This window comes from Sphingobacteriaceae bacterium, from assembly GCA_002319075.1.
Lineage (GTDB): Bacteria > Bacteroidota > Bacteroidia > B-17B0 > Aurantibacillaceae > Aurantibacillus.
Genome location: NVQB01000001.1, coordinates 3,914,803 through 3,935,031 on the forward strand (window position 1 = coordinate 3,914,803; position 20,229 = coordinate 3,935,031).

The following is a 20,229-nucleotide window of genomic DNA, read 5'->3' on the forward strand; positions in this document are numbered from 1 at the left end:
TTTTCTACAAAGAATTGTCCCTCATTTAATGAGAAACAGACTAAAGTTATTCATTTTAATAACTATATTTATTCCTTAAAAAAAATACATAGATGAAGTTCAATAAACTCCTTACTTTTATTTTAGTTCTTTCTTCTCTAATCAGCTCCGCCCAACTCATGAATGTGCGTAAATGGAGGCCTACCGAGAGAGACTCATTGGACAAAGCTCTGGAGTTATTTGATGAAAAAATGTTTCTGAGGGCCTTGCCTATTTTTGAAAATCTATTAGCACAACATTCCAACGAAGAGTTTTTAAAATACAGTTACGCTAAGTGCGCGCTTTACCGTTCAGATAAGCACGAAGACGCCTATAACTACTTTAAAGAAGTTTACAATAACAATAAAAAAGTGCCCGATATTCAGTACGATATGGCGCTTGCGGCCCTGTACAACTATAAATTCGACGAGGCTACCGATTACATTACGCAATACGACAAAAGCAGATTCGCTAATCCTGACGGTAAAAAAAATGCAGAGTTACTGAAACGCAACATCGTGAATGCAAAATATTACCTCGCTAATCCCACCAATGCCAAAGTAACCAACCTTGGAGCCGGCATTAACTCTGAATATGACGAATACGTTCCTGCTATTACAGCAGATGAATCGGCTTTGATTTTTACCTACGCAGGAGCAAAAAGTTTGGGAGGACGTCAGAATGAGAATCTCTCACCCGATAAATACGGGAATTTCCTTGAGGATATCTACATTTCACGCAAACAGAATAATGTTTTTCAGGCGGCAGTACCATTGGATAGTTTAAATACTACCTCGCCCGATGCAGCAATTTCTATGAGTGAAGATGGAAGCATCCTATACATCTACCAGGATATTGGCGACGGTCACGGTGACATTTACCAGAGCTTCTCGAACGGCGACCAGTTTACAAAACCCCAAAAATTAAAAGGTGAGGTAAATTCTTATTCATGGGATGGCCACTGTTCTATCTCTCCTGACGGTAGAACCTTGTATTTTAGTAGTGAACGTGCCGGCGGTTTTGGTGGCAGAGATATTTACAAAGCCTCGTTATTATTACCTGATTCGGTTTGGGGCAACGTGGTTAACCTGGGAGATTCTGTAAATACAGCTTACGACGATGATGCGCCTTTTATTCATGCGGATGGGATCACCTTGTTTTACAGTTCTAAAGGAAGATCCAGTATGGGCGGCTATGATGTTTTCAGAACGGTAATGCGTTTAGAAGATTCTACGTTTAAGAAAACAGAAAACTTAGGCTACCCAATTAACTCTTCTTCTGATGATATTTATTTTGTAATGGGAGCAAGCGGTAAAGTGGGATATTACAGTAGCGGAAAAAAAGAAGGCAGGGGAATGAAAGACATTTACCAGGTGGAACCGAATTTTAACTGGCCAAAACCTTCACTCTACCTGGTAAAGGGAAGCGTTAAGACCGGAAACACCGGAGTTGAGTCCACCATTAAAGTGGAGATTACTTCAAAGAACAACAGACTTTACAAGACCCTAAAATCGAATTCAAAAACAGGTGAATATTTGGTGAGTTTGCCTCCTGGTGTAAGCTACCAATTAACATACAGTTATAAGAATCTTCCTGAAAAACGCTTTGCTGTAGATGCAGTGGAAGCAAGCGGTTATGTAGAGAAAATCAATAATGTCAACTTTGAAGAAATACCAGATGTACTAGCTTCAAACACGGCTTCACTAACTAAAACAAAAGAGCCTGCGTTAAAAACAGACACACCGAAGCCAGCAGAAACAACTCCGATAGCTAGCGTTGCTGCTAAAACAACTCCAACCAGTCAGCCGCTTGCAGTTGCAGAAAAAACTCCGACAGCGACCGGAACAGCAGTGAAAGAAGTTCCTGTGCCAGAAGAAGTAATTAATCATGTCCCGATAGCTATCGGGACACCTAAAACGCAAACCACAGCCGTGGCTGTTGCTGTAAAAAAGGAAGAACCTGTGAACCCTAAAACGACTGCGGAGCCTGTAGCTGTTGTAGAGAAAAAGGCCCCTGTAAAAAAAGATTTTGAAGAGGATGTAGTCATCGTGGAAGATAAGAAAGCACCTGAAATTCCAGTTGCAAAAGGCTCGGGAACTCCAATTGTAGCCATTTCTGTCCCCGTAGTTGTATCTTCCAAACGTCCGATTATTTCCACCAATGACTTTACTGCTAATCCGGTAACATCCACTCCATTAAATGTGCCTGCGAAAACAGCAACGGCCTCTAAAACCGAATTTGTACCTGTAAACGGTCCTCAGGCAAAAGCAGTGAAGTTCACCGAAAAATATAGCGATGTAACGGCTAACGATATGGAGTTTCGTGTTCAGGTAGCTGCTGTTAAGAATGATAACAACACTGTGTTACCCAATCAAAAAGCTTTAGGTAAAATAGAGAAATTAAATCTGAATGATGGATTTATAAGAATCACTGTAGGTGGTTCATTTAAGACTTTAGGAGAGGCTTTGGAACACAATAAAAAAGTTGTGAGAGCTGGTCAAAAAGAAGGATTTATCATAGCCCTTTACCAGGGAAAAAGGGTGAGTCTTGATGAGCTCGAGAAAATGGGCTTGCTGAAGTAGTTGCTTGTTTCGTCTCTAGATATGCCGGGTTAGGATTGCGCCGTGCCGAATATTGTGTTTTCTTAGTTTTTCGGTTTCGCAAAGTGTGTCTCAAAATACTGTTATTTTTTCTAGGTCGTCCGAGTACCTGACATCAACGTAGCTAAAAATTAGGCACATGGTTTTCCCCTCCTGAAAGGGGCAAGGGGGGATTTACAGCACTGGCTTTAATTGATCAATTGTTTCCAAAATAATCATTCGCACACGATTTATTTCATTTAATACTTCCCCGTTTTTGAAACGAATAACTCTGAAACCGGCTTCCTCCAGTTTACGCTGTCGGATAAGATCGTTTTTTATCACGTCCTCCAGTAAATGCGTGTATCCATAAACTTCGATAATTAATTTTAGCTCTTTACACATAAAATCGGCAATGTAATTTAAAACTGGTCTTTGACTATTAAATGTATAGCCCATTTGTTTAGCTTTTAAAGCATACTTCCAAAGGCAGGCTTCCGCTTTAGTCATACTATTTCGATTTTCAACAGTGAAATTGCGAAGCGACTTGTTGTAGAAATTATTATCAGACATGTCCATATACAATCATAAATACAAAATGAAATTTGTTTTAAATTGCCAGTGAAATTTCTTACCTGCAACTTCGGCCCCCGACTCCAGATAATAATTTATGCTCAAAAATCACCAGGCAGAATAAAAATATATAAAGAAAGTATAGCTAATTTTGGTTGTTAGGTCTCCTCCCCCGTCCTTCGGGCACCCTCCCGAGTCGAGCCCGGGACACCCTCTCCAGGGAGGGATATACATGGGCGCCTAAACTGAGCACACTATTTAGCTAATTTTATAAATTAAAACGTTCCTGCTGGTTTTTTTTCAGTACCTTCGCATACAGTTTTTAGGAATTTCACACGAAACTGTATGTCAATCACAACCAAATATATCTTTGTTACCGGTGGGGTAACATCTTCTCTAGGAAAAGGAATTATAGCAGCATCTCTGGCCAAATTATTACAAGCCAGGGGATTTACCGTTACCATTCAAAAATTAGATCCTTATATCAATATAGATCCGGGCACTTTAAATCCATACGAACATGGCGAATGCTACGTAACAGACGATGGAGCAGAAACAGATCTTGACCTGGGGCATTATGAGCGTTTTTTAAATGTTCGTACCTCGCAAGCAAACAATGTCACTACCGGACGCATTTACCAATCGGTTATAGAAAAAGAGCGTAAAGGAGAATTCTTAGGAAAAACGGTACAGGTAATTCCGCATATCACAGACGAGATTAAAAACCGTATCAAATTATTAGGCAAAACAGGTCAGTACCAATTTGTAATTACAGAAATTGGCGGAACGGTTGGTGACATTGAGTCATTGCCTTACATTGAAGCTGTGCGTCAGTTAAAATGGGAAATGGGCAGCGATTGCACGGTGATTCATTTAACGCTTTTACCTTACCTGGCAACTTCAGGAGAGTTAAAAACAAAACCTACACAACACTCCGTAAAATTATTATTAGAGTACGGTGTTCAGCCGGATATACTTGTTTGCCGTTCGGAGTATGCTATCAGCAAAGAGATTCGTAAAAAAATCGCTTTGTTCTGTAACGTATCGCCGGATGCGGTAATTGAAGCTTTGGATGCATCTACAATTTACGAAGTGCCGCTTTTAATGGAGCAGGAAAAACTCGATGAGATTGTTCTTAAAAAATTGCATGTAAACGGTTTACCGGATATGCATTTAGAAAAATGGAAAAATTTTCTGAATAAATTTCACAATCCCAAACACGAAGTAACAATTGGTCTTGTTGGAAAATATGTTGAATTAAAAGAATCGTACAAATCCATTGTTGAAGCCTTTATTCATGCAGGCGCTGTAAACGACTGCAAAGTAAAAGTAGATTGGATTCACAGTGAAAGTTTATCAGAAGAGAATGTTGCAGAAAAATTCAAAGATCTTCAGGCGGTGCTTGTTGCTCCTGGTTTTGGAAATCGCGGTATAGAAGGAAAAATTGCTGCCATTAAATATGCGCGTGAAAACAATCTTCCGTTTTTAGGAATTTGTTTAGGAATGCAATGTGCGGTTATTGAGTTTGCCAGAAATGTATTAGGTCTGCGCGACGCTCATAGCAGGGAAATGAATCCCGCAACCAATAGTCCGGTAATTGACTTACTTGAAGCGCAAAAAAATATTTCGCACATGGGCGGTACTATGCGTTTGGGCTCTTACCCTTGCAGAATAGAGGAGGGGACTCTTGCCTACAGTATCTATGGCAAAACAGATATTAACGAACGTCACCGTCACCGTTATGAATTTAATAACGAGTACACTAAAAAGTTCATTGATGCAGGAATGGTACTTTCAGGTGTTAATCCCGACGCGGGATTAGGTGAGATCATTGAGATTCCAAACAACCGGTTTTTTATCGGGGTGCAGTTTCACCCGGAATACAAAAGTACAGTGGAGAATCCACACCCTTTATTTGTGAGTTTTGTAAAAGCAGCTTTAAACTAGCTCTTCGGGCGAAACGCTGCGGCTGACTCAAAAGAGTCGTAACCCTTTTGCCCTGCTCAGAGCGACATACAGAATAACTTAAAAAAGTAATGGATTTAACGCAGGTTGGATATTTTAGTAAAACGCATGGCGTTAAAGGACATCTTATTTTAAAAATCGACAAAGAATTTTTTGAAGATCAGGTGAAGGCTGTTTTTATTGAGTCTTCCACAGGCAAAGCACCTTATTTTATAAGTGAAATAAAATCCACCAACAATGGATTGATTATTGCTCTCGAAGAAATAACAGCCGTAGAAAAAGCGAAAACACTCATTGGAAAAGCTGTTTATATCGATTCCAGTCTTATTGAAGAAGTAGAAGAAGAATTTGACTGGATCGGCTTTGAACTCATTGACAAACATCATGGTTCGTTGGGGAATATTACTGCTACCAGCGACAATGGTCACCAGGTACTATTGAGTATCGATTATAAAAACAAAGAAATATTACTTCCTTTAGTAGAAGACTTTATTGAAAAAATCGATGAAGAAGGGAAGAAACTCTATTTTAATGCTCCGGAAGGTTTGATAGACCTTTACATTTCTGATAGTGGCGAAGGTCCTACAGACGAGGAAGAATAAGTTAGTCGCTCCACCTCACTAACAGGGACGTTCTTCAGTCATAAAAATTAGTAATTCAGATTCATTTAACTTCCGGGTTTTTTGTCCGACAGCGTGAATGCTCATCTCATGTACTTTGATTAAAAACAAAACCGCTCAGCCCGATGAATCGGAGTGAGCGGCTTTCTTAATCAGATACAACTACTTAATTCGTCTTAATTATTTTTTTGGTAACACTTTTTTCACCTGACTTAAGCACTACAAAATAAATTCCGTTTGGTTGGTTTGTCATATCAACACTTATTTTTTCGTTACTTCCGGTTGAGGTGTAAACAACCTGGCCAAGGTTATTATAGATAGTTACCAGTTCCGGACCCTTACCATCGCTTGCGATAGTGAGTAAATTGTTTACCGGATTTGGGTATATCGCATAAGCTTTATCTAACACATCACTTGTAATTCCTGTAAGAACAATAGTTTTACAGGCACTTGTGTCAGAGCAATTATTTGTTGTAATGATTACAGCGTAACTACCATTTGCCTGTGGAGTAAAACTTTGGCTAGTAGCGCCTGAAACACTACTGTTGTTAGTAGTACAATTGATCCATTGATAGGTTGAGTTGGCGGCATTCGCCTGGATCACCAACCCGTTTACACTTGTAGAAATATCTATTGGAGCTGGTTGGGTTATATTCACTGTATGAGTAGCCGAACATGAATTTCCATCTTTCACGTTAACGGCATATACTCCAGCAGGCAATGAAGACGAGGACGCAGCTCCACCACCGATGGGTGACCAGGAATAAGTAAAGTTACCTGTTCCACCGCTTGCAGATATGGTAGCAGAACCATTAGATAGTCCGTTGCAGGAAACATTTGAAGCCCCTACTGGAGTGATATTGATAGCTGCAGGTTGTAAAATAGTTAAAGTTTGAATGCTTGCACATAAATTTGCGTCTTTCACAGTAACTGAATACATGCCTGTTGGCAGAGAAGATGCAGAGGCTGCTGATCCACCTGTTGGTGACCACGAATAAGTAAAACCACCCGTTCCACCATTTGCTGAAACAGTTGCGCTACCGTTTGATAACCCGTTACACGAAACGCTTGAAGTTCCTATTAGACTTAGAGAGATACTTGCCGGCTGCATTATGCTAAGTGTTTGCGTAGCAGAACACAGATTAGCATCTTTAACAGTTACTGAATAAATTCCAGCACTGAGTGCGGAAGCGGAAGCAGCTGAGCCACCCGTTGGTGACCATGAATAGGTAAAACCACCCGTTCCGCCATTTGCTGAAACAGTTGAGGTGCCATTCGATTGACCGTTACATAAAATGCTTGAAGTTCCAACTACAGCTAACGAAATACTTGCAGGCTGCGTTATGCTAAGCGTTTGCGTGGCAGAGCACAGATTAGCATCTTTAACCATTACTGAATAAATTCCAGCTGTAAGGGAAGAAGCGGAAGCAGCCGATCCACCTGTTGGCGACCATGAATAAGTATAGCCACCCGTTCCACCATTTGCTGAAACAGTGGAAGTACCGTTCGCCAAACCGTTACACGAAACGCTTGAAGAGCCCACTACACTTACAGTAATTGCTGATGGTTCGATAATGCCAACTGTTTTTGTGACTGAACATAAATTCGCGTCCTTAACTGTTACCGTATAAATAGCAGCAGACAATGAGGTTGCTGTTGATCCGTTTCCTCCTGCGGGGCTCCATGAATAAGTGAAACTTCCTGTTCCACCACTTGCTGTTAATACAGCAGAACCAGTGTTGCCGCCATTGCAGGTAAGTGAGGTTTGCGAAGCAATCGATGCTGTAACCACGCTTGATGGCTGTATGATGCTAAGAGTTTTAGTGGCTATGTTTGTACCATCAGTAGCAGAAATTGTATAAAGGCCTGCTGAAAGTCCCGTCGCAGTTACTGTGTTTCCTCCAGAGGGAGTCCATGAATAGCTTAGTGCGCCTTCGCGTCCTACAGCAGTTATAGTTGCCGCGCCTGTAGAAGAACCAAAGCAGCTAACACTGGAGGTTGCAGTTACGCTCAATGAAATTACCGGCTGAAGAAAAAGTCCAATAATAACAGGATCATGATCGGAAGATCTGAATGGACCTGAATCATACATGTAAGCAGGGTTAAATTCCTGGTTGTAATCCTTACCAATGGGTTCGTCGGCATTAATATGCCATTTGGTAGTTCCGGTTACCTGAGCTAAAAGTGGTGTGGAAGCTAAAGCGTGATCTAACGATCCGGATTGTCCATCGAACACATAAGAATAAGCATTGGTGAGTAAAGGGTTCAGACCTCCAGCTATTAAAATATCAATTGGATCTTCTTGTTCATAAGCATTCAGGTCACCTATAACAAGCACGTCATTGTCGCCTGAGCTTGTTTTAACCGTGTTAATGAACGTAAGTAAAGCGCTGGCCTGATTCTTTCTGGCATCATTAAAACAGCCTTGTCCATCGTTTTGGTCGGTATTAGCTCCTGACGAACCTGTACACCCTTTAGATTTAAAATGGTTAACGAGAACAGAGAATTTTTCGAGTGTATTATTATGTACAAAAGTCTGCGCTAGTGGCGGGCGGTTATGCACAGCGCTATTATCAGCAAGCGAAGAACCAGTAGGAGTTAGTACTGATGGCTTATAGATCATAGCTACTTTGATCTCATCCGTGCCCGTTCCTCCGTTTGATGTTGTAGGGTCAATAACGAAAGTATAAGTAACAGATCCAATAGAGGTATTTAATCCGTCAACCAGATCCTGGATGGCAGATTGAGCGCTATTTCCATCGTTTTCCATTTCCATTAAACCTAAAACATCAGCATCTATTTGTTTAATAGCTTCAATGATTTTTGTTCTTTGACGCGTAAATTCAACGAGTGTGTTGGCACCGCGGCTCGTTGGAAAACCCCCACCAGAGCCATTTCCGTTAAAATAATTGAGCACGTTAAAACTTGATGCTTTCACGTTGTGAACTCCTACAGAAGGTACTGAAGGGCGTGCAGCGTAAGTAAATGAGGGAGTTTGAACCGGTTGAATTCTATAAACACCGAAATCATAATCCATGATTCCATCGAGGTTGGTAAGTGTACTGCCACAACGTAAGGTGTTATCCACTGCATCCACGTAAGGAACAACCGCGGGATTTTGCACGGAACTGTGATCATCTAATAAAATGCGACTGCGATTGTTTAAATCTTGTTGAGCAAGAACTGCCGCAGCGTTGCTGGTTCCGGTACTGGAAGTTCCGCTAGCAGGATTATCATTTGGATCCACAAAATTTGTAGGGTTTGTAAGGCGCCCGTTTAAAGATAAAGACACTTCGCCATAACGCGCTAGTGTATAAACTTCTGTAACAGAAAGTGTTTGTGTAAATTGTACACGCATACCTTCCCATTTTTCGGCCTCAGTCATCGTAGCAAATGGCAAGCTCACAGTTACCGGAGTAATAGTAGTGGTTGTGCTTTGAATAGAAAGAGAGGTTAAAGATTTGATCTGAGTTTTATTAAAATACTCTTCAACCGTTCCGCTTAATGTTACGAAATCACCAACACTCACGGGAAAAGAAGTATTAAAAATAAAAATACCTTCCGAGGTCAGGGGATTGGAATCTCCCACTGCATCCTGGATAAAAAAGCCACCCAGTTCATTAGTGCCTTGAAAATCGGCAGTAACTATCCCCTGGGTTGCTACTACCTGTCCTGTATAAGTACTTGCGGAGGCGGTACCTTGTATTTGCGCGATGCTGGTGAGTGCAATTGCTACTCCCGATAAATTTAAAGTTGCAGTGTAAGAACTGCTGGTATGTGCGGCAGTGCCAGAATCTGTACCCACGGCTATAGGATTATACCTCACATATACGATCACTGGCGCAGTAGTAAAAGAAGAAGATGGTATGGATAAGGAAGATGAAAACGGGCCTGTGCCGCTTAAAGATAATTCAAAATACAAGGGAGCATTTACAACTACCGGAGCAGTAAGCGTGTTTCCTGTAATGGCATAAGTTTTGGTGGGTGATGCAACATTAGCAAGTGTAGTGAAACTTAGTGAAGCAGGAGAAAGCTGCATGCCGGCAACTGTTATGACGGTTGAGCTGCAGGTTGTGGAATGGGTTCCCAATCCTCCAAAAACGTCCTGTGAATACCCGTCCCATTCGGGTGAAGTGTAAAAGGTATTTGTTGTTGTGATGTCTCCGGTGCAAATTGTTATTTTTCTGCGCATAGTTCTGTTCAGTGTGCAGGTATCGTTAGATCCCCATTGGGTACCCGGATCGTAACCTACCTGGCCAATGACATCTAATATGGTTCCGGTAGCGCCGCCTTTTCTGAGTACAACAGCATCGTCTCCGTTAAAATTAATCACGCTCGACGAGGTCATATCTGGAGTGACGAAAAGCGTAGCCTGTGCATGAGCAATGATAAAAACGCCACCAGGCACAATAGTACCAGTGAGTGCCAAAGTAGTACTGCTTGTACTTCCATTAAAATAAGATTCCAGCACATACTGTCCGCTGGCAAGATCAATAGCCGCATTTGTGCCATTGTATAATTCGATAGCTTTATTAAAGCTTGAACCCTCTACATATTCTGAAATAAACAGATCGGTGGGTTGCGCTTTAAGAATTGGATTTAGCAGTATGATAAACGCTGCGCAAAAGAAATAAATATTTTTTTTCATAGTTTGAATTTGGTGCCGCTAAACTAGAGTACTGATGAAATGTAAGCGTTAACTCCTATTTATCTTATTGTTATAAACTCAGCTTCTTAAATTCACAGGGTAAGAAAATGGTAATATTGAACACATAAACAGGTGACAGCCAAATTCAGATTATCGCTTTTAAATAACCATAGCATAAACTACTGCTAACTTTCTCTTATCATTTTTTTCACGCAAAATTCTAAAATTTGCCATCTCCTATTCTATGAAACTTCCTTTACGCAAAACCGCTTTGGCTTTTTCCGTTTTAGCTCAAATGAGTTGTACCGACAATGCTCTTAAAAACGAAAACAAAACAGAGATCCGTGAAATCAAAATTACCGGCTCCGACACCGAATATTTAATGGTTAAAGATCTGGCCGACGCCTATATGGAAGAACATCCGGGGGTTAAGATCCATGTAGAAGGCGGAGGTTCTAATAAAGGAATTTCTGCGCTTGCTTCCAACAAAACAAACATCTGCAATTCGTCGCGTGAAATAACGGAAGAAGAATTATTAGCAATTAACATGCATAATGTTAATCCTGTACCTATCATGTTTTCGGTGGATGCAATGGCTATCATCACGAATTTTAAAGTGGGAGTGGATAGCTTGTCTACTGAACAAGTAAGCAAATTATTCAGCGGTGCAATTAAAAACTGGAAGGAGCTGGGCGGAGATTCTGTGCCTGTTTCACTTTATGGCCGTGACAGATCTTCAGGAACGAGGGATTATTTTATTAAAAAATTCTTATCAGATAAAAAAGAAAAGTCCATTACCGAATGCGCAACCAATACGGATGTTCTAAATTCTGTTATTAATAATGCAGGAGCGATTGGATATGTGGGTGCCGGTTTTTTATTGGATAGTATAGGAAAGCCAAACGGCAAAATTTGGGCTATGCCAATCTATATTGAAAACCACAGCGCAGTTTCGCCTTATCAAACCGATGCGGTAAAAAAAGGAGAGTATGTAATTACAAGACCTTTGTACCAATATGTAAATGGTGTTCCGGATGAAGTGATCCAGGATTTTATTTTATTTGAACTCACAAAACGCGGGCAGGATATTGTTATTAAACATGGTTTTTTTCCTATCAACGATTACCAGACGCAAATTAACCGATTGAAGGGATTGATCAATTAAGAATTGACGAGAGCTCTGTAGAAGGGCTGGGATTTGCAATCTCATAAAGAATTATCCCGGGTGCAGAGAATTTGGGCAATTTACGTAATTATACGGGGCACTCTGCGCTTTATATTCCTTAGAAATCAGGCAGGTACGCTGTCTGCTCAAAACAGATAATTTATTTTAAAAAAATATGGATTTAAACTAAAAAATCATTAAGTTTGCAATCCAAATTCAGAAACCTGTTTAAGTAATCTTGGTTAGGTGGATGAGTGGCTGAAATCACCGGTTTGCTAAACCGACGTACGGTGTTAAGCCGTACCGGGGGTTCGAATCCCCCCCTGACCGCCACAAGGTTTTTGAATTTAAAGAAAACCCGCATTTATTGCGGGTTTTTTTGTTTCCGGATCCTTCTAATTTTACTAAAAAATTGCGATGGCTTTTTATGTGTACATTATTCAGAGTACCGCTGATTACTCTTATTATAAGGGCTTCACGGAAGACTATGTTGAACGGCTAAAACAACATAATTTGGGATTGTCAAAATACACCTCGTCGAAAACACCATGGATACTTGTTTATTTAGAGGTATACGATTCAAAACGAGAGGCTCTGATACGTGAAAAAAGACTTAAAAAATATAGTCACGAACAAATTCGCAATCTGATAAACTCACCTAGTAATAAACAAATAAATTTAGTACGTGAGTGGCTGAAATCACTCCCCAACAATGTTGGGGACTAAACCGACGTACGGTGTTAAAGTCCCCAACCAGGTTGGGGAGGGTTCGAATCCCCCCCTGACCGCCACAAGGTTTTTGAATTTAAAGAAAACCCGCATTTATTGCGGGTTTTTTTGTTTCCGGATCCTTCTAATTTTACTAAAAAATTGCGATGGCTTTTTATGGATCAGGCGCAAAAGGAGTGGTTTAAAATTCACCAGCTTTGTACCAACTCTATGGTTTCTCCAGCAATACTCCGTATTTACCCAATACATTGCCGCCACACCCGTCTTTAAGCCAGATCCAGAAACAAATACAGGTGAATACCGCTTTCGGTTAAAGGCGCAGATAGAAAACTATTTGTAGCTTAGCATGTACACTACAATCAAACTTTATTTTCTTCCCCACAGTATTTGAGCATGATCCGGCTCCTTCTCGTTTTGGCATAATATTACCTTGTATAAGGTACTATTTGTAGCTTTTAAGATCGGGATGAAAAAAACCTGGTGGCTACTGAAACCAAAAACAAACAATTATGAGCACAGACGAAACACTAATTCTCCGGTCATTCAACAATGAGATCGAAGCTACAATGGCCCAGGAGAAACTTGAACAGGCCGGTATCTATTCTTTTGTTGAAAATCCTAATACAACGGGACTAACGCCCTTAGGCGGCACTGTACTCAAAATATTTTTAAAAGATAAAATGCAGGCTGAAGAAATTCTTGCCGACGAAACGCTGGGTCAATAGTTACAAGCCGGGAGTTGCGAAAACGGATCAAGATCGATCACCCCCCGGGTATTGAAACTGGAGGCTTTGGCTCCATTATCTTTTAGTGCAATGAATTTAAAGGAGTTTGAAAAAATTACAAGCAGTCTTCCTATTCAATCTAAAAAATTACCGGTACTCTTTACATCCCACGGAAATCCTATGGATATTCCTATGACAAAACGACGAATGAGATTTTCTACATCATGTAATTTACAGTTACAAGCTCTTTACACATATAGTTGGGTCAGGTATCTGATTTTTTATTTTCTGAGTTGGTAACGTTATATATGTAGAAAAGAGTTTAAAGAAATTTCTTTAAGAAAGTTTATCTGGCATAATTTTCTCAGAGTTTAGTTGTTATTTCTAAAAAGAGATCACATCAACTAAAAACGACCTATGGAAAAAGATGACAACATTGAGATTAACGTAGAACTGTTGATGGAACATGCCGAAAAAATCATTCATGATCCGGCGTTGGGCTTTGCACCAAACATTTCGCAACTTGTAGAAGAAATCACTATTAAAGGGATGGTATATGAGCTTCGCCTGGAATTAAAAATGAAAGGAAGAGTAACTCCTTCAGACGACATTATTGTTTGATCTACAAACAGTATTTTTCTATAAATTTCGATTTGAGAATTTTATTTCCCAAACCGTTTTTCTTCCCCATACCTTTAGTAACGAGTAGTAGGTAGTTCTGCCCAAAGTCAATAAATACGGGTCTTTGCACATCCTGCCAGGATTTCCGTGCGTGTTCCCAGGCGAATTCTACTTTCGTTGAATGACCTTCTGATTTATTCAAATTATAAAGTTCGAGCACTTCATTGTTTAATTTTAAAATGAGTTGTTCGCGGCTGGCAAACTTATTTAGAGACATATCCAGCGTATAGAGTTTAAACTCGTTATTGTAATGGAAGCCTCTTTCTGACAAGAATTTTTTTATCACATCCGTTTTTACTTGCCAATCCTCAATAATCAGGCAGTTTTTTATTTGAGGATAAAGCGTAGCTGCAAACTCATCAAGAATAGTGAAACGCCACTCTCTTAAAAATAATTCGTCATAAGTGTGAAAAGTTTCTTTAAAAGGAATTCCATTAACTACCCAGATCATTTTGTCCCCGTAAAATTCTTCACGTGCTTTTATAATTTCTGAAGAGATGGGAGAGTTTTGAAATTCGAATACAATTTCATTTTTAGTAAATACATCTGCAATGTGGTAACAGTTATCTTTCTGAATACGGATTTCTGAAAAGTCAACACCAAATTTATTTTTCCAGTCGCGGTGCCAGGCAGTTTCTGGTTCCGTCCAGGCATCGCAGGCATCCGATTTAACATGAGCCCAGTGCCAGATATTTTTTGTTCCGCATTTCGCTATAACTTCGTTACTGCAATGCAGACAAGATCCTTTTAAACCAGGTTCTGCTGAGTGTTTTCGGGAGTTGTAAAGCGCGAATTGCATGCATTGCAAAGATAGGAAATTCGCAAGATGTAAATGTGATTTGTGAATGGCCTATCCTTTTTTATCAGGCGTTTTGGTCGACTGCTTTTCTTTGCCATTGTCCTTTTTGGTTTTAGCAGTCTTCACATGTCTTTTTCTGGTAGCGAAGTCTTTGCCAGTGGAATGTTTATGATCCTTTTTATATTTTCCTCTTGAGCCGTCTACTGTATTAACGGGATCTACTTGTTTCGAATTTTTTGGAGTTCTTGCCGGGTCCTGAAGCACGGGTAAAAGCGTTGAACTTATACCTTCAACGGTATTCAAAGTTAAAATGGTAACTAAAAGGAGGGCTAGCTTTTTCATGATGTGTTTTTAGTAAAACCTCAATTGTTATGCCTGATCTCCCTTACTAGTAAATGCGACTTATTTCTCAGATTAATTCCCCAACTTTTTTTGGTTTTCAAAAGCGATATAAAGGTTCTCAGGGTTCTACCGTATCTTTAGAAGAACTATAGGCTAAAGAAAAATAAAGAATAGAAAAAAGAGCGTGGCATTAAATTAGAGACTAGGTGTTAAAATTAAAATATGAATAATTTATTCAGAGGATTACTTGCTGGCTGGGGAGCTAAGAAGTGGGGTGGGGGCTGTTTAAGCACCATTATTATTTTTATTATTCTATGGGTTGTTTTAGGGCAATGTAGTTAGTTAGTTTTATGAAAATCAAGTTTATTGGAGCTACCGAAACCGTAACGGGAAGTAAACACTTAGTCATTACTGAAAGCGGAAAACACATCTTATTAGATTGCGGGCTCTATCAGGGCATGGGGAAAGAGACGGACGCTATGAACCGTAACTGGGATCTCGATGCGTCACAAATAGAAGCAGTCATTTTATCGCATGGACATATTGACCATTGCGGAAATCTTCCTGGATTGGTGAAACAGGGTTTCCAGGGTAAAATTTATGCGACTTCTGCCACCAAAGACGTATGTAATATTTTGCTGCAGGATAGTGCGCACATTCATGAAAGCGACGCTGCTTTTTTAAATAAAAGAATCAGAAACAGCGACGAAGAAATTAGCCCATTGTACACACTCGCTGACGTTGAAAAATGCATGGGTCTTTTCGAAACGGTTGCCTTTGATACGGATACAAGAATAAATGAAGAAATTTCTTTTTATTTTTCTGAAAACGGGCATATTATCGGAAGTGGCGCCATCAACATCACCGCAAAAGAAAATAATAAGGTTACAAGACTTGTATTTACGGGCGATATAGGACGTTACGGAGATCCACTTTTAAAAAGTCCGGCAGTGTTTCAACAAGCCGACTACATTATATGCGAATCCACTTATGGTGACAAACTTCATGGAAGCAGCGATGACGTAGAAAAAAGATTATTAGATATTGTGACAGAGACCTGTGTTTCAAAAAATGGTAAACTCATCATTCCTGCTTTTAGTTTGGGACGTACTCAGGAAATTTTATTTGTTCTGGATAAATTGGCTAATAAAAAAATGTTGCCTGAAATTTCTATTTACGTAGATAGTCCTATGTCAGTGAAAGCAACCAGCATCGTAAGGGAACACTCTGAAAGTTACAACGCTGAGCTTCAGGCATACATAAAACAAGATCCAGACCCGTTTGGATTTCCAAATCTTACTTACATTGAAGATGGTTCAGAGTCACGTCAGCTAAACGAGATGCAGGAACCCTGTGTAATTATATCGGCATCAGGCATGGCAGATGCGGGGCGGGTTCAACACCATTTATGTTATACCGTTGCGGATGAAAAAAATACAGTACTCCTTACAGGGTATTGCGCACCAGATTCTTTGGGAGGTAAACTTATGCGTGGTGAAGAGCAAGTGCGTATTTTAGGCTATTTATTTGATGTTGCCGCTGGCATTGAGTCCATACATTCTTTAAGCGCGCACGGCGATTACAACGACATGATTCGTTTTTTATCTTGTCAGCACAAATCAACTGTCAAAAAGATATTCCTGGTACACGGAGAAGCTGAAACAAAATCTGTTTTCAGTGACAAGTTATTGGCCGAAGGATACAATGAGGTAGTGATTCCGGCTAAGGGCGAAGTCTTTGAATTGGAATAGTAAATAGATTAAGCAAAGAAACGCTCGTTCTTTTTTAACCGTAAATCCATCTCTGCGAAAATAGTTTTATTTTTGTCAAGCATGGTTGAAACTTCCATTATTAAAAGACTTAAGATTACTACTATAATTCAGGAAACGGCCGATACTAAAACCTTTGTATTTGAGCCGCTGGATAATTGGGTGCCTGTTTACAAACCCGGCCAGTTTCTAACACTTATATTTTATACAAAGCATGGTGAAAAACGAAGATCTTATTCCATGTCTTCTTCCTCACACTTAAATGAAGCTTTAAGCATAACGGTTAAGAAAGTTGAGAACGGAGAGTTTTCAAGATTTATGCTGCAGCACCTCAAAGTTGGTGACATTCTTTTAACTTCGGGAATTAGCGGGTTGTTTGTGTTACCTGAAGAAATGAGCAGAGATCACCCGTTTTGTTTTATCGCTGCAGGAAGCGGAATCGTTCCTTGCTACTCTCTGATTAAAACAATTTTAGCTGGCACTTCTGGTAAAGTGATTCTCATCTACAGCAATAAAAATAGGGAAGAAACTATTTTTTATGACGCACTTCTAAAATTACAAAAAGACAATTCTTCGCGGTTTCAGATTCATTTTCTGCTCAGTTCCAATACTGATCTTTATTACAAACGCCTGAGCAAATGGCTGCTCGAACAATTGATGGAGAAGTACCTGCAGAATAACCTTGAGAAAACCTTATTTTATGTTTGCGGACCATTTGAATACATGCAAACAATAGAGATTATACTTCGCATTCAAACGCCCAAAGAAAATATAATTAAAGAAAATTTTAGTTCTCTTCCAAGATTAATACTTCCTGAACCTCCCGATAAAGAAGCTCACGAGGTGAAAATTCACATTAACCAACAAATTCATACCTTGCAGGTACAGTACCCAAAATCTATTTTAAAAACAGCGAAAGAGCAGGGCATAGAATTACCTTACAGCTGTGAAGCAGGCCGTTGCAGCAGCTGCATTGCTAACTGTGTTCGAGGAAAAGTCTGGATGGCTTATAACGAGGTATTGGTAGATAAAGAAGTGGAGAAGGGGAGAGTATTGGTTTGCCAGAGTTTTCCAATAGGCGGAGATGTGGAGCTAAATTACGACACAATTTAAATCTCAATACAATGAAAAAGATTGCCACAAGTTCAGCGTTATTAGGTATCGCTTTGTTTCTTGCTGTTCACACTCAGGCGCAGCTTAAACTTAAACAGTACTGGCTGGCAGGTTCGGTTTTATTCGCTTCTGGCCTTATGGATGGCACTATTGAAAGTATCAACTACCATTATGAAGACGGGTTTAAGTTACGGTTTCCCAAAGCCAGGGATCATTTCTGGAATCCTGCTGTAAGCTGGAAAAATAAATACAAAAATCAGGATCCAGCGCAGGGTCCGAAATTTAAGGGGAGCACAAATGTTTTTGTTTTTACAACGGATGCTTATCATTTACTTAGAGCTACAAGTCGCACGCTGAATGGTTTTACCCTGGCCTTCTATATTAATCAGAGTGCCCGTGAAAAACAACTATCCAATAAACAAAGGTGGTTAAGAATAGGACGTGATTTCCTTGTATTAACAGCCATTCGCACAGCTGGATTTCACCTCACTTATTCGGTTTTGTTCAGGAAAGGCGGACTGTAATCCCTTAAAATTTCTTCCACAAATAATTTTACCTCGTCCAAAGTATTGTTTTTTCCAAAGGAGAAACGGAACGAATTTTTTATTTCTTTTTCATTAAGACCCATGGCTTTTAAAACGTGCGAAGGCTTTTGCCAATTGTTAGCGAAGTCAAATCGGTTAGCAAGCCGCATTATTTTTTCTCCCTCGGAAAAAGTAAGATTGCTTGTGTTATAAAGTCTGTGACGAGTGCTGCCGTTAATGCGCAAGCCCTCAATATCCAGCAACTGATGCTCTAAATAATTTTTAAGTTTCGAAATGTGCGAACTCATCTCCCACTGCAATTCTGAACTTAGTTCTGCCGCTTTTCCAAAACCAACAAGTTTTGATAGAGCTGGTTGAAATGAATAATTTGTTTGAATAAAGTCTTTAAAAGGCTTGTAATCTTTATCAATATAAAGTAAGCCTATGTCTTCAGGACCATGCATTTTGTGAGCTCCGAAAGCAAGACCATGCATACCAAGGTCTTTCACGTCGCAACGCATTTTTCCCACAAATTGTGAAGCGTCACTAAAGAAGAAGACGGAATGTTCGCGGCAAATTTCAGAAATCTTTTCAATGGGTTGTATAACGCCTGTTTCATTATTGGCGCACATGATACTTACAAGAATAGTTGTTGGTCTAATGGCTTTAAGAAGCGTTTCAGGATCTATCAGGCCTTCTCTGTCAACACCCAGGTAAGTAATTTCAGCTCCCAGTGTTTCCAGGGTCTGGCAGCACTCTAAGGTTGCGGGATGTTCTGTAACGTTAGTAATAATATGGTTGCCTTTGTTCCTGAAAAAATCGAAAGCCCCGCGAAGTACAAGTTCTATCGACTCGGTAGTTCCCGATGAAAAGAGAACTTCCTCAGGCGCTGCATTAAGAAACCCGGCCAACTGAAGTTTAGCCTGGCCAATGGCAGTCTCATCAGCATTTTTTTCCTGTGCAAAATAGGGCGCCATTGCCTTAACTACCGCTGCATCAGTTTGCGTAGTTCTGTTATTATTAAAATAAATTAAATTGGTATTCCTGTCCATTCTCGTACCTTTGCAAGCGTTTTAAAAATTGTTTAAAGGTATAAATAAACATTATCTGATTCTCCACGCCATCGTTTTTATGTGGGGTTTCTCTCCTATTTTGGGAAGATTGATTACTGCTGATGTGTGGCAGTTAGTCTGGTTCAGACTTATCCTGACTATTGGTGTCATGTTTCTTTACTTGAAATTGTCAAAACAAGACTTACGGGTGAGCAAAAAACATTTGTGGCAGCTCACCGGCATAGGACTTATTATTGCCATTCACTGGCTGGCTTTTTACCAGGCTATTAAAGTGTCCAACATTAGCGTTACCATGGTTGCTTTTAGTACAGGTACCTTGTTCAGTTCTATCATTGAACCCCTGTTTCTTAAACGCCGTGTGAGGTTTTACGAAGTCATTATTGGTTTAATTATCATGGGCGCTATTGCTCTTATCTTCTCCATCGAATCACAGTATTGGCTTGGCATTATTTTGGGAATTCTCGCAGCCTTTACTTCTGCATTATTCAGCGTGTTTAATAGCATTCTCGCCCACCAGGTTAAATCAAGCGTTCTGAGTTTTTACGAATTATCAGCCGCAGCATTGGGCCTGACTGTTTTTGTTGTTTTAAATGGCAGTTTCAACGCTGATTTTTTCGTACTTGACCAAAATTCCATCATTGGCCTTTTATTATTGAGCATTGTCTGTACTGTAGTTCCTTTTATAACTTCCGTAAATCTTTCTAAATACATTAGTCCTTATACCATTGTTCTGACTGTTAATCTTGAATCTGTTTATGCTATAATCTGGGCAATTTTATTTTTTGAAGAAAATAAAGAAGTAAAACCCACGTTTTACCTGGGCATGGTAATTATTTTGTTTGCCATTTTTTTAAACACCTGGTTGCGTAGATTAAGCGATAAAAAATCTGAGCAGATTTCTTAAAT

The 20,229-nt window shown here is 39.8% G+C and carries 17 protein-coding genes, 1 tRNA gene and 1 pseudogene; 14 read left to right on the forward strand and 5 right to left on the reverse strand.

Going from position 1 to position 20,229, the window contains the following annotated elements:
• Nucleotides 1–92 precede the first annotated feature (92 nt).
• A complete protein-coding gene (locus CNR22_16915) occupies nt 93–2,600 on the forward strand; it encodes a hypothetical protein (GenBank protein ID PBQ33389.1) in 2,508 nt (835 codons plus the stop codon).
• A gap of 192 nt (nt 2,601–2,792) precedes the next feature.
• Here CNR22_16915 and CNR22_16920 read toward each other — a convergent pair whose 3' ends face one another.
• Entirely contained in the window at nt 2,793–3,170 is a 378-nt protein-coding gene (locus CNR22_16920) for a hypothetical protein (protein PBQ33390.1), read from the reverse strand.
• Nucleotides 3,171–3,515: 345 nt separating this feature from the next.
• Between CNR22_16920 and CNR22_16925 the strand changes: the two genes are divergently transcribed.
• The gene (locus CNR22_16925) at nt 3,516–5,117 is read left to right on the forward strand and encodes a CTP synthetase (protein PBQ33391.1); all 1,602 of its coding nucleotides are present in this window, start codon (nt 3,516–3,518) and stop codon (nt 5,115–5,117) included.
• Nucleotides 5,118–5,206: 89 nt separating this feature from the next.
• A complete protein-coding gene (rimM, locus tag CNR22_16930) occupies nt 5,207–5,737 on the forward strand; it encodes a 16S rRNA processing protein RimM (protein PBQ33392.1) in 531 nt (176 codons plus the stop codon).
• Between the two features lie 184 nt (nt 5,738–5,921).
• Here the strand turns inward: rimM and CNR22_16935 are convergent, their stop codons facing one another.
• A complete protein-coding gene (locus CNR22_16935; protein ID PBQ33393.1) occupies nt 5,922–10,403 on the reverse strand; it encodes a hypothetical protein in 4,482 nt (1,493 codons plus the stop codon).
• A gap of 244 nt (nt 10,404–10,647) precedes the next feature.
• On the opposite strand from CNR22_16935, the gene CNR22_16940 reads away from it, so the two are divergent.
• The 7 genes and pseudogenes from CNR22_16940 to CNR22_16970 all read left to right on the forward strand — a co-directional run bounded on the left by CNR22_16940 (nt 10,648) and on the right by CNR22_16970 (nt 13,643).
• On the forward strand, nt 10,648–11,568 hold the full coding sequence (locus CNR22_16940) for a hypothetical protein (GenBank protein PBQ33394.1): 921 nt from the start codon (nt 10,648–10,650) through the stop codon (nt 11,566–11,568).
• 240 nt (nt 11,569–11,808) lie between these two features.
• Nucleotides 11,809–11,901 (forward strand) — tRNA-Ser (locus CNR22_16945).
• 84 nt (nt 11,902–11,985) lie between these two features.
• Entirely contained in the window at nt 11,986–12,294 is a 309-nt protein-coding gene (locus CNR22_16950; GenBank protein PBQ33395.1) for an endonuclease, read from the forward strand.
• Nucleotides 12,281–12,637, forward strand: coding sequence for a hypothetical protein (locus CNR22_16955; protein PBQ33396.1), 357 nt, complete (start codon nt 12,281–12,283; stop codon nt 12,635–12,637). The genes CNR22_16950 and CNR22_16955 overlap by 14 nt, the downstream gene beginning before the upstream one ends.
• Nucleotides 12,638–12,806: 169 nt before the next feature.
• A complete protein-coding gene (locus CNR22_16960) occupies nt 12,807–13,022 on the forward strand; it encodes a hypothetical protein (GenBank protein ID PBQ33397.1) in 216 nt (71 codons plus the stop codon).
• 90 nt (nt 13,023–13,112) lie between these two features.
• Nucleotides 13,113–13,223, forward strand: a pseudogene (locus tag CNR22_16965) (dioxygenase).
• A 216-nt stretch (nt 13,224–13,439) separates the two neighbouring features.
• Nucleotides 13,440–13,643 (forward strand): hypothetical protein, encoded by a 204-nt coding sequence (locus CNR22_16970; protein ID PBQ33398.1) that lies wholly within the window; start codon nt 13,440–13,442, stop codon nt 13,641–13,643.
• Nucleotide 13,644: 1 nt separating this feature from the next.
• Here CNR22_16970 and CNR22_16975 read toward each other — a convergent pair whose 3' ends face one another.
• Together CNR22_16975 and CNR22_16980 are read right to left on the reverse strand one after the other, a co-directional pair.
• Nucleotides 13,645–14,502, reverse strand: a complete 858-nt coding sequence (locus CNR22_16975) for a hypothetical protein (protein ID PBQ33399.1) — start codon at nt 14,500–14,502, stop codon at nt 13,645–13,647.
• Between the two features lie 51 nt (nt 14,503–14,553).
• The gene (locus CNR22_16980) at nt 14,554–14,844 is read right to left on the reverse strand and encodes a hypothetical protein (protein ID PBQ33400.1); all 291 of its coding nucleotides are present in this window, start codon (nt 14,842–14,844) and stop codon (nt 14,554–14,556) included.
• A 350-nt stretch (nt 14,845–15,194) separates the two neighbouring features.
• On the opposite strand from CNR22_16980, the gene CNR22_16985 reads away from it, so the two are divergent.
• The 3 genes from CNR22_16985 to CNR22_16995 all read left to right on the forward strand — a co-directional run bounded on the left by CNR22_16985 (nt 15,195) and on the right by CNR22_16995 (nt 18,250).
• Nucleotides 15,195–16,595, forward strand: coding sequence for an MBL fold metallo-hydrolase (locus tag CNR22_16985; protein ID PBQ33401.1), 1,401 nt, complete (start codon nt 15,195–15,197; stop codon nt 16,593–16,595).
• Between the two features lie 81 nt (nt 16,596–16,676).
• Nucleotides 16,677–17,726: a hypothetical protein gene (locus CNR22_16990; GenBank protein ID PBQ33402.1), complete on the forward strand. Its 1,050-nt coding sequence runs from the start codon at nt 16,677–16,679 to the stop codon at nt 17,724–17,726.
• An 11-nt stretch (nt 17,727–17,737) separates the two neighbouring features.
• Nucleotides 17,738–18,250: a hypothetical protein gene (locus CNR22_16995; protein PBQ33403.1), complete on the forward strand. Its 513-nt coding sequence runs from the start codon at nt 17,738–17,740 to the stop codon at nt 18,248–18,250.
• On the opposite strand, the gene CNR22_17000 is transcribed toward CNR22_16995, so the two are convergent.
• The gene (locus CNR22_17000) at nt 18,217–19,302 is read right to left on the reverse strand and encodes an IscS subfamily cysteine desulfurase (protein PBQ33404.1); all 1,086 of its coding nucleotides are present in this window, start codon (nt 19,300–19,302) and stop codon (nt 18,217–18,219) included. The genes CNR22_16995 and CNR22_17000 overlap by 34 nt on opposite strands.
• A gap of 28 nt (nt 19,303–19,330) precedes the next feature.
• On the opposite strand from CNR22_17000, the gene CNR22_17005 reads away from it, so the two are divergent.
• Nucleotides 19,331–20,227 (forward strand): EamA family transporter, encoded by an 897-nt coding sequence (locus CNR22_17005; GenBank protein ID PBQ33405.1) that lies wholly within the window; start codon nt 19,331–19,333, stop codon nt 20,225–20,227.
• Nucleotides 20,228–20,229: the final 2 nt, after the last annotated feature.